Source organism: Ferdinandcohnia sp. SAFN-114 (assembly GCF_059415045.1).
Genome location: NZ_JBPFDQ010000044.1, coordinates 17,445 through 28,971 on the forward strand (window position 1 = coordinate 17,445; position 11,527 = coordinate 28,971).

The 11,527-nt window shown below is 36.8% G+C and carries 10 protein-coding genes; all 10 read right to left on the reverse strand.

Features of this window, described 5'->3' with window-relative positions:
- Nucleotides 1-3 precede the first annotated feature (3 nt).
- Nucleotides 4-423, reverse strand: coding sequence for a tripartite tricarboxylate transporter TctB family protein (locus tag ACR65M_RS15005; protein ID WP_121446131.1), 420 nt, complete (start codon nucleotides 421-423; stop codon nucleotides 4-6).
- 90 nt (nucleotides 424-513) lie between these two features.
- Nucleotides 514-1,560: a tripartite tricarboxylate transporter substrate-binding protein gene (locus ACR65M_RS15010; protein WP_121446130.1), complete on the reverse strand. Its 1,047-nt coding sequence runs from the start codon at nucleotides 1,558-1,560 to the stop codon at nucleotides 514-516.
- A 30-nt stretch (nucleotides 1,561-1,590) separates the two neighbouring features.
- Nucleotides 1,591-2,754, reverse strand: coding sequence for a mandelate racemase/muconate lactonizing enzyme family protein (locus ACR65M_RS15015; RefSeq protein ID WP_440273697.1), 1,164 nt, complete (start codon nucleotides 2,752-2,754; stop codon nucleotides 1,591-1,593).
- 214 nt (nucleotides 2,755-2,968) lie between these two features.
- Entirely contained in the window at nucleotides 2,969-3,523 is a 555-nt protein-coding gene (locus ACR65M_RS15020) for a hypothetical protein (RefSeq protein WP_440273698.1), read from the reverse strand.
- A 167-nt stretch (nucleotides 3,524-3,690) separates the two neighbouring features.
- The gene (locus ACR65M_RS15025; RefSeq protein WP_121446127.1) at nucleotides 3,691-4,308 is read right to left on the reverse strand and encodes an SGNH/GDSL hydrolase family protein; all 618 of its coding nucleotides are present in this window, start codon (nucleotides 4,306-4,308) and stop codon (nucleotides 3,691-3,693) included.
- On the reverse strand, nucleotides 4,305-5,870 hold the full coding sequence (locus ACR65M_RS15030) for a hypothetical protein (protein WP_440273699.1): 1,566 nt from the start codon (nucleotides 5,868-5,870) through the stop codon (nucleotides 4,305-4,307). The genes ACR65M_RS15025 and ACR65M_RS15030 overlap by 4 nt, the downstream gene beginning before the upstream one ends.
- A gap of 17 nt (nucleotides 5,871-5,887) precedes the next feature.
- Entirely contained in the window at nucleotides 5,888-7,699 is a 1,812-nt protein-coding gene (locus ACR65M_RS15035; protein WP_440273700.1) for a hypothetical protein, read from the reverse strand.
- 59 nt (nucleotides 7,700-7,758) lie between these two features.
- A complete protein-coding gene (locus tag ACR65M_RS15040; protein ID WP_440273701.1) occupies nucleotides 7,759-9,336 on the reverse strand; it encodes an FAD-dependent oxidoreductase in 1,578 nt (525 codons plus the stop codon).
- Between the two features lie 79 nt (nucleotides 9,337-9,415).
- On the reverse strand, nucleotides 9,416-10,390 hold the full coding sequence (locus ACR65M_RS15045; RefSeq protein WP_341331597.1) for a Gfo/Idh/MocA family protein: 975 nt from the start codon (nucleotides 10,388-10,390) through the stop codon (nucleotides 9,416-9,418).
- Nucleotide 10,391: 1 nt separating this feature from the next.
- Entirely contained in the window at nucleotides 10,392-11,396 is a 1,005-nt protein-coding gene (locus ACR65M_RS15050; RefSeq protein WP_440273702.1) for a Gfo/Idh/MocA family protein, read from the reverse strand.
- Between the last annotated feature and the right edge of the window lie 131 nt (nucleotides 11,397-11,527).

Sequence of the window (11,527 nt, forward strand, 5' to 3'; positions counted from 1 at the left end):
CTATTAAAATCCTACAAAACCTTCAGGAAGTGGAACCTTAAGTGAGATTTTGAAAATGATATATATAACAGATGTTGTTGTAATTCCATAAATCGATGCTCGTAAAGTAGAATATTTTTCAACAATAATGAGCCAAGCAATAATAAAAATGGCAATTGATAGAATCATTCCTAATACATAGATTGATATGATCATGATTAAGCTCCCAATAAAGGGGTATAATTGTTTTTTCACGAATCCAAACGGTTTTTTATCATTTTTAATAAAAATATTCAGTGTGAATACAGCTAAAACGAGACCTGCAATGAGAGGAATGAAACCACTGCCTGGCGCATTATTCTCCCAAAACGTATAGTTAAACCAGCCTTGATGGATAAAAAAGAGTGCGACTATAAATAAAAGAATGGATATTACTCTAGTCATGTTATATTCCTCTTTTCAACTAAATTCAAAAGATTAGAGTAGTATGGTGAAACATTGGCAGAAGGTGGTATGGACCTTCCGCCATCCATATTAATCAATAAGCCCCATTTCTTTTGATGCTTCTAAATAAAGATTTAGAACTTCTTCGTAAAATGCTTTACTTTCTTCAGCATTCATATATTGACTGGTCAAATCGTATTTTTGAATATAATCTTTTTGCCAACTCTCTGATTCATGAACTTGTTTCAATACATCTTCCCAATAAGCGATTTCTTCATCAGTCATTCCCGGTGGTCCAACATATCCTCGGAATGATGAAATTTTGATATCTCCTAATCCTACTTCTTCAAAAGTTGGAACATCCTCTAATACACCACCAATACGTTCCTGTGAAGATGTAGCTAATGCTCTAACCTCGCCAGCTTCTATTTGGGATTTCACTTCATTTGGGTTGGCTAGAGTAACATCAATGTGTCCTCCAAGTAGTGCGGAAGTAGTTTCTCCACCACTTTCAAAAGGAATATACTTTAAATCGCTTTCCCCATACTTGTTAATCAAATGACTTAAGATGTGAATTTCTGTACCTTGACCTGTTCCTCCAATCGAAACCGTCTGTGGGTTCTCTCTGGCTGCTTTCAATAGATCATCTAATGTTTTATACTTACTATCCGCTTTAACAATGATTAAATAGCTGTCTAAAGTCAGTGTACCTAATGGTGTTAAATCTTCAATTGTGACATCATTCTTGTTTAAAAATGGGCTGATAATTTGGCTGGAGTTCCAAGTTAAAATTGTATTATTAGTGCCTTCCTTCTTATACGTATAGGAGTTAGCTACTGCAGTGCTTCCTCCAGGCTTATTGACAACCATCACATTTTCATCAATCAATTTATTCGCTTGGATAATCTCTGCAAGCATTCTCGCATTTATATCACTTCCACCACCAGCACTTGCTGGAACGATTAGTTCAACAGAGCCATCAAGTTTGACGGTTGAATCTGTTTCACTTTGACTCTGATTATCTTTCGAATTTTTATCTGTAGAAGCCTCTTTTGAAGAGTCTCCTCCGCTTGAGCATCCAAAAAGAACGAGCAGTAAACACAATAGAATAGCTATAAGATGATATTGTTTTTTCACCAATATTCCTCCAATTCATTTTCAATAAATTTAAAAGGTATCTTTTACATGTGTTCTTTCAGCTACTTCTTCATCGAGTTCAATTCCTATTCCTGGGCCTTCTGGTGCAAGTAGATATACACCATCTTCACCTCTTACCTCTCTAATATGCGGCCCTTTAATTAACACATCCTGAAAATAATCACGATTGTGAGAGAAATATTCTACCCATTTCACATTAGGCAGACCTGCAGCTAAATGAATATGAATTTGTTGAAGATTCCAAGGTGAAATTGGAATATTGTGAGCTGAAGCAAAATGATAGATACGTAACCAATCTGTGATTCCGCCAGTTGCCATGGCGTTTGGCTGTATAATATCGAGTGCTTTCTTTTCAATAAATTGGCGAAACTCCGTTAATCCACTGTTTTGCTCACCACCGGCAATATAGGTGTTTCCTGCATACTCTCGAATTCTCGCATATCCTGAAATATCCTCAGGTGCAACAGGCTCTTCAAGCCAATAAATATCGTATTTTTCCCATGCCTTAAGTTGTTGGATGGCTGTTTCGGTATCCCAAGAACCGTTAATGTCCACCATTAGTTTCACGTCTGGACCAATCGCTTCCCGTACGGCTTGAACCCTTTTATTCGCCTCTTTAATCGGAACAGCGACAGAACCTGCCCGGATTTTTAAGGCTGTATGTCCTTGTTCTACATATTCGACGGCTTTTTTCGCCAGTTCATCAGGTGGTAGCTGGTGCCCTACATTTGCATAGGTGAGTATTTTATTACGCTTTGAACCGAATAAGTCGGATAACGGAACATTTAGTTTTTTAGCCTTAATATCCCATAATGCGAAATCAATAGCAGCGATACAATCTCTTATCATCCCCCTCATACCTAGTCGCCATGGTCCATCAAACATCTTCAACCAAAGCTGTTCATTGTATAACGGGTTTTCACCTAGAATGATATTTTTAAAGTTTCTATTCAGTAACCTTGCTGCCACATCACTTGCAATTCCATGAGGGTAAACTGGAGAACTTATAAATCCAGTACCTGTAATTCCTTCATCTGTTTCTACCTTCACAACAACAACCTCATGACCACTAAATGCCATATCTGATTTTCCCATACGTTCATATCTGTCTACTGTCATACCCGTAATTTTCATTGGCCTAGTACAGAACTCGTTTTTAACGATTCTGTTCATTCCCCCCTTAATTTCATTTTAGTAAGCGCTTTCTTAAGCATCATTATAGTATCTATTTTTTTTGATATCGCCTTTAACTTTATTTAATTTACTTTAAAAAAGTTTAAAAAATAGATTTAATACATTGAAAATTGGATTTTATAACATAAAAAAGAGGCTGTAAAAATTACAACCTCATTCTAATCATTTAAATTTGTCACTCATATTAAAAAACTTATCCTAGTGCTACTCCTTCTTTTAATTCCTCATGATAGATCCAGGCATTTTGTCCAGGTGTTGTTGCACCTATCCATATAAAAAGTGGATCCGGTCCATGCGATCCATTAAACGTGACGACGAGGTGTTTGTAGCTTTTTAGATTAAATTCTTCATCTTCCCTGAAGAAGGATAACTGCGGATTGTACAACCGATTTCCTTCTGTATATTCGTTTCTATATTCACTATATTCGGGCAGATCTTCAGGACGTTTTACTTGGCTAAATGTGACGACAATTTTTCGAGTTTCAAAAAAGAGTGATACATATTCATAGGATTGGCCTGCTGTTCGGATTTCAGGCGTTACATTTAATTCTGGATGTTGTTTCGAGATGTGATAGATGGAGTCGAAAACATAAGAGGCGCGTTGTCTGGAGATGAAGTTTCTTTCGGTGACGAGATCAGGTTTTCCTTCTCTATCCTTATAAAAACGCTCTAATCCACGCTTTATCCCTTTGATTATTAATTGTCGTTCTGCGCTACTTAAATAGAATTCATGATTAGAATCTAGCAAGAATCGAACCTCCCTATTAATCATTTTCCTTATTATACCGTCAAGGGGGTGTCGAAAACTGTTAGATTGTGGATGAATCTATTAATCTACAATAATAAAAAAGAATAAGCTACTATAATTTTAAGCCTACTCTTTTTCATAATTAGTTTCATATTAGTGTACTACAACTATTCAAACATATCCTTCGTTGCTTCTATCCAGGTTTTAGCCATTAGCATATTCCCAAGCGAGTTCATATGAACACCGTCTATTGTAAGGGGGAAGTTCTTCTTATGGTTTAAGAATGAAATGAATGCCTGATGTGTTGGAACAATGACGGCATTATACTTTTCTGCTAATTGATGAATGTTTTTAATATAGGGTTTTAGCATACTGTTTCCTATTCCCAAAATATCTTCTGAAATAATGGTTGGTTCCATTAAGACAATAGAGGAATTGGTTTTTTCCTTAATCTCTATCAGTAGATTCTCTAAGACTTCTTCAAAACGGTTTGGTAACACTTGTTCCATCTCAGGAGAATCTACTTGTCTCCACACATCGTTGATACCAATGGAGATTGAAACAATGTCGGGATGATACGAAATAACATCTTGCTCCCACCGCTCAGCTAGGTCCGTTACCCGATTTCCGCTAATCCCCTTGTTTATGATTTCAAATTCTCTATGTGGGAAGCTAACCTTCAAATAATCATGAAGCAATCGCACATATCCCGTTCCAATGCTATCACTCTCGTTAATCCCCCACCATGTAATGCTGTCACCGATAAAAACAATTCGTTGTTTCATTCTTTTCCCCTCCATGTACGTAAGAGATCATCTAGCTTTTCACACACATGATCGATGTAAAATGATATCAGGCTTTTGGGATCTTTTATTTCTGTTGTTGAATCGACTTTAAAAGGTACAAGTTCTCTTTTCCATTTTGTTAAATCAGAGATAATCTCACTTATTGCTTCATGTTGAACTACTTTTTCAGGATCAATTACACGGGATGGAAACAGAGGTACATTCCATTTGGATACTTCAGAAAGTACAGATTCCAATTTTACAAGCAATTGTTTTGTACTTATTTGATGATCGTCAAAGATGGAGTAGAAATCTGCTTCAATCTCCTGAAAGTCATCCCCCCAAGTTAACCGTGCAAAATAATAACTGTTCATAAACTGTAACGATTCCCATGGAAAATGCTGATCCAATGATTTCTCATCTTCTTTAGTTATGTAGGGGACAATTAGATTAACCATTGATTTGATTCCTAACTTAGCGTAAACGTCAATGTCCTCATGAATTCTGTGAAATAAAGGAGGAAATAAATCCCCTAACATGTAATGGTCACTATAGTATTCAAAAATAGTGATATCCTGCTGATTTACCTTAGTTTTTTGACACCATTTTTGTAAGGCCTCAAATGCTCTTTCTTCCTTCATAAAAGATTGCTGATAATTTCTTCCCCAAAAAGCAAATAGCGTATTTACTTTACTAGAACCACTTAACCCTTCATGAAGTTCTAACATATTCCAAGATAGACCTGCATTGTAGGCAATATGCTCTACTTCAATGCTAGGAATCTCCCTTTTTATGAGTTCAGTAAATTCTATGTAGCGTGCTAAAAAATCTTGGTTATCATTTATTCCAATATCGGCCGGCCATAAGGATACTCGTTTAATGGATGTTGATTTTTCACAATAGTTTTTTATTTTATCAACAAGTGTAACTTTCCAGCTATCATTTGAAAAATCAATCTGTTTTTTCTCAGAAACCGAGGATTCCATTAATAAATAGTGCATACTATGTCCGCCAATTGTAATCGATAGGCCTCGTTTATTAATCTCTTCTTCTATTACATTTTTCACTTTATCCCATAGCATAAAAGTAAAAAACAGTTCATTTATATAATGTTTAGCAGCCCAATCGATGAGTTTTGTTAGGAATGGAATATCACTGTAATTTTCAATTACGAGCCCTCTTCTTACCATACTTCCGCTATGGATTTCAGAAGATATAAAATGAACGTCTTTGTATCCTATTTTTTCTTTAGATAAAAAATGAACCCATTTATACCCAAACATGTTTTTACAAAGATGATAAACCCCATAAAGTACTGATCTGGTATTGCTTCCAATAATATAAATTTCTCGTTCTTTTTGTATAAAATGAAATGCATCAACAGCAGGATCATTATTAAATAAAGACTGTTCAATGAACCCATTTTCTATAAAATCTTGATCCAATCCTAAAACAAATGAATAAGTTATCGGCTTTTGAACCTGTTGTGTATACTTAAGCAACTCTTCTTTAGCAAACATAATTGCTGGATTACTAGTTAGAGTTGTACATCTAATCGACATTTGGACACCTTCCCATATTAATCTAATAGAGATTGATCTAATTCTTTTAAGATGAGGCCAGATAAGATGATCGCATTTGTCCATCCACTTTCTATTACATATGCACCCCAACCTGTGTCACCATTGTTACCGAAATACTCTTCACTGTCTAAATGATAGGAACGCATCCAGGCACCATCAAATTCCTTTCTTTGAGAAGTAATTTGAATGTTTGATAAAAAGTGGGCTAGCTTCTCATGAATTTTTTTTATTTTAGTGTCTCCTGTTGCTTTCCATGCTTCCCAAACATTCATGAGTAAGAAATTGTTAGTGTACAATTGATCTGCAATCCCTTCACCATTCATTCGGAACACACCCGTATCCTCTGTACCATATCTTTCAGGATCCGGATTATCACTTTCTTCAATTCCGCCTTGTTTATGCTGGTTCTCAGTTAAATAATCAAGTACTTCATATAAACCTTCCAGAATGGTATCGCTCTTTGTAACGGCGTACATGTCAGCTAATGATAATAAGAATCTGCTATATCCAGCCGTTTTGCTATACATGAATTTCAAATCACTTTTATTATCAAGCATCGTTAACGTACCTTTGAATGCGGTTTCTAAAAACTTTTCATCCTTGGTCACATAATACGCTTGGATAAAGGCAACATGGGCAATTGCCTCAAAGTGAGGATTCATACTTGCGATTGTGGAATTCTGGAAGTATGCAGGTCCTTTCTTGATAAGCTCTTGTTCACGGATACATTCTGGTCGAAGTCCCTTTTTATTCTGCGTGTTTAATAGAGCATAAGCTGTTAATAGACCCCTTTCTTTATAGATGGTTTGACCTGTTTTACGGTATAAATATAAGAGAACCAGTGCTACCCAACTATTATCATCAGTGAATATTTGCTCTGGCTTACTCTTTGGACTTTGAAACCATTTCCAAAAACCATATGTAGCTGAATTCGGATCTGTATCCTGATAGCCTGCTTTAAATAAGTAGTTCAATAATCGATGTGATCTCTCGGTCCATTCAGGGTCTTTTGCATATTCTCCATACAGATAAAATAAAAGGGCAGTATGGGAATGACAATCTGGACGACGATCCTTACTTACATCGCTTCGAATTGAATGGATATTTTCATAAACTCCGAGACTTCCATCTTCCTTCGGTAAGATTCCAGATTTTAAAAACCAGTCCATTCCATTGTCAATTGTTTGTTTAGTATCAGATTTCTCACGTTTTTGAATAATTGGTTGGATTGATTGTAGTGGTAGGTGATACTCCATTTGCAGCCATTTTACAACTGCATTCCATAACCAATTAGGTCGTAACGTCCAATTCTGTTCATTACCTAAAAAAGAAAACGTTGAAAAAATGGTTTTCCCCTTCCCATGCTTTTTTACAACAATTCCAGGGTATTGCCCTTCATCCGAAGTTTGATGAGTCTCTTTGAAATGATCGATATCTAAAAGCCGTTCCGTGTCAAAGGTAAAGCCTGTTAAAAAGGCACCTTGCCATTCGAGTAACTGACCTTTTTTACAATATTGGGTATCATGAGAAATTACTAGCTTTTCTAGACGTCGATTCGTTACTGTGAAATCCTGCTTGAAACCAAAAAGACGAGATGAAGGAAAATCCTCACAGTTTATAAGCTCACCGTATAGAATTCCACCATAATCAATAAAATCCCAAAGTTTTTCAAGTATGTCGTACGATACTTTCATTGGATTACCATTGTCATACCCATTGATAAAAATAACTGAGTATTGATGAAGGTTCTCTTTTAAAAGTAGATTAATATCCGAAAAATAATGAGTATAGCTTACAACACGTTTCATATGCATACTTTTGTCAACTAAAGCGATCAAAGTTTATCCACTCCACTCTTTGTCTTCATTTAAATTTTGTGGATTTTGGGCCAATCAAGTTCTATACCAGCTTTGGCGATACACGATTGAAAATCTGATAGTTTATCATCTTGATTTCTTACCTCTAGGGGGATGATTTCATGATCAATACAATAAGCCGCTAAATGGCCAGCTACTTCACCGATATTCCATTCCACTGGATGTAATCGATAACAACCATTTGTAATATGAGTAGAACCAATATTTTTACAAGCGGGTAACAAATTTTGAACGCGTATTGGCAGTAAACTCCCGAGAGGAATTTGAAATGGGTGGGACGAAATATCAATATACGTGTCCAATCCTGTGCTCGGATGAAGGTCTATCCGATAACTTCCAATCCCTACACTATCGTGAAAGAACGTAGCACTCTCTTTTCCATCGATTTCACCGCTGATATCTTGTTCCTTTACGGTATATTGAGCTTTAATTCGTCTTGATTCACGGATATAAGGGTACATGGCTAATCCGTCCTCTGTTCCTAAAACATCTTTCCTTAGGCGTATACCAGGATAGCCTGTTCCTCCATCTGGGCGGGGTGCTTCCGTTTGCATCCAATAAAGCAGCGATAAACTTAATTGCTTGGCATTATATAAATGTTTTTCTTTTTCTTCATCCGTTACATCAATAATAGGACCTAACCAATAATCGTTTTGTGGCCAATTAACGATGGTTACATCACTTTGAAACATACCTGGTTCAAAATTATCTTTATCGAGTATCCTCCGGTAATTCCATAATGAAAAGTGTTCTGGTTCGTAAAAAAAAGAATACTCTATCGGTTCTAATGTGTGAGGTACAAGTCCCCACCAACTTAATTGTTTGGCTGGCCAAAACTCTGCCTGATAGTTCTTCCAAAATTCATATTGAACAGGTTTCTCAATTGTGTGATCTTCCCCATCAATATGATCAATCGCAAAACAATACGTAAAAGCCTGCATATTGAAAGGTTGATTTTCCTTAGGTGCATGGGCTTCCCCTGTTACCCCTTGAGATTCAGCACCAATTACATATTCAACATTGGCGAGTGGTAAAACTTCTCCCATTTCAGTTGCATCCAAAAAATACTTCCCTCTTAATTGGTATGTATGGCCTGTTTTTGTATGTCCAACGGTAACTGATTGAACTTGATCATTTTCGGATTCAGCTTTAAGGATTTTATACTCTGTTAATAGCGTCAGCCTACCGCTACTTATATAGGGCGAAAGCAAATCGTAAAGAACACGTAATGCAACTCGCGGTTCATGACTTATGTTGCTAACAATGGCATTACCAGGATTGAATTGATCATTCATCCGTTCTTTGGTCTTTACTGGATAATTGGAAAGATAGTATTCTCTGATTTTTTTTCGGAAAGTCTGATAAGTTTTCGTCCCTCCAAATTGTTCAATCCATGGATGCTCATCCGGTGGTACACCTTGACTTGTAATTTGACCACCAATCCACTTCGTCTCCTCGGTCAAGACCACTTTTTTCCCAGATTGTAAGGCGGAAAGTGCAGCCGCACATCCTCCGAGGCCACCCCCGATAATCACAATATCCGTTTGCAATTTTTCAGAGACTTTCATTGTGAGCCCCCTTTCGTTATCAAGAGCTCGAATCAAATCGAGCTCTAAGATTCAGAAATTTTTTCAAATTCTTTTTTACTTATTTTAGTTTTACTGGTGTTCCCTTTTCAGAAGACTGATAGGCTGCCAGAGCTACCTCTACTGCTTTTAGCCCTGAATGTCCTGATGCTAATGGAGACTTTCCTTCTTTAACGCTTGCAACAAAGTCCTCGATTAGACCGGCATCCATATCATCGCCCCAGTTAATCCATTTGAGCCCATCGTGATTTGAATAATAATCCATTTTTTGCGAAAAAGCGTCTATCTTTAAGGTGCCATTTGTTCCGATAATTTCCATGGTTACATCGCCCCACGTTGGATAAGAGCTGTTTCTTGACCAACTGCAATCAAGTGTAGCAAACATTCCATTTGTAAATTCCATTGTCAAAATTCCACAATCATCAATGGGATGATCAATATATACGTTACCGATTTCTGCGTACACTTCCTGCACTTCGGCTCCAGTGAACCATCTCATGATATCAACTACGTGTACTGTATGATCAAGGACCGCTCCACCGCCAGATTTTTCCTTGTCAATAAACCAGCCTCCAGGATTGGTTCCCCTGTTTGTTCCCTTTATTGCTAAAATTTCTCCTAGTCTACCTTCTTCTATCACTTTTTTAGCATGTTGAATGGGTGTGTTAAATCGAACAGGAAAAGCTGTACCTAACAAAACTTGATGTTGCTCACATTCGCTTATCATTTCTTCAATATCTTTTAAATTGGTGGCTAACGGCTTTTCACATAAGACATGTTTTCCTGCTTTCGCCGCAGCAAGTACGTGTTGATGGTGAAGATAGTTTTCAGAAGTTACAATGACAGCATCAATATCAGATCCAAGTAATTCATGATAATTTTGAAAATATACTGTATCGTATAATTGAGAATTCTTCATTCCTCTTTCTTCATTTTCATCGGAAATACCAGCTAATGTGATACCTTCCATATTTTTAATGACGGATGCATAACTATGGGCGTGCATATGAGCAAAGCTTATGATTCCAATCTTCATATCAGTTCTCCCCTTTCTTACTTAGTGATACAGGTACAACTGTTTTTAAAGATTCAAGGGCAGCAACTGATATCTCCATTGCTTTATATGCATCTTCAGCTGTAACAATTGGCGTTTTATTCGATTTCAAACAAGATAAGAAATGCTCTAGTTCTATATGATACGGTGACTTTTTCATAGGACTTTGAGGTACCTCAACACCGTTTTGTTCCTCGCTCGATTGTCTAATCGAAAGTAAAACAGGCTCCTCTTTTAAACTATCATATTCGATGATTCCAGTTTTTCCGGCGAATTCAAATTGCGAAGAAAAAGTTTGATGGGCCCACGTACCTTCCACATGAGCAATAACACCGGATTCAAAAACCAATGTAACGATCGCATAATCGAGATGTTCCAGTCCTTTTTCAGATAGCCCTTTCGCAAAAACTCGATCCACTTCGCCGAATGTCCACCGAAGAAAATCAAAGTCGTGAATGATTAAATCAAGGATCACGCCACCACTTTTCGATTGGTCTGCATACCAATCACTCCATCCCAAAGGAAAACTTCCGCCTCTTCTTGTACGAACGATACCAATCTCACCAATTGCTTCTTTTTTTACTAGCTCTTTTGCTTTTGAATATTGTGGGAAAAAACGTACCACGTGTCCGACAAATAATTTCACATCTTTTTCTTTACAATAATCAATCATTTCTTTGGCATCCTGAAGGGAATATGCTAGTGGTTTTTCACATATCACATTGATTCCTAAATCTGCTGCTTTTATCACATACTCTTTGTGCAGAAAAGTTGGAGCACAAATATCGATCACATCAATACGTTCGATATTTTCTACAGCTTCTTCTAAGGTTTGAAATATCTTTGTATCATGTTCACCTCTGATTTGCTCTGCCTGCTCTTTTCTGATATCAACAATTCCAACGACCTTGACATCTTCCATTGCATAATAGGCACTTGCATGTACCATTCCCATTGTTCCGGCACCTATCAATAATACGTTCTGCATACAATCAACCTCTCTTCTCAAATTCCGAAAATTACTTTAAGGGTATATATTTCCAAGCATCCATTGGAAATAACTCTTTTTGTACCAGTGGTAGCTTTCTTTCTTAATGAATACGCCTTCCCTCCTAATCA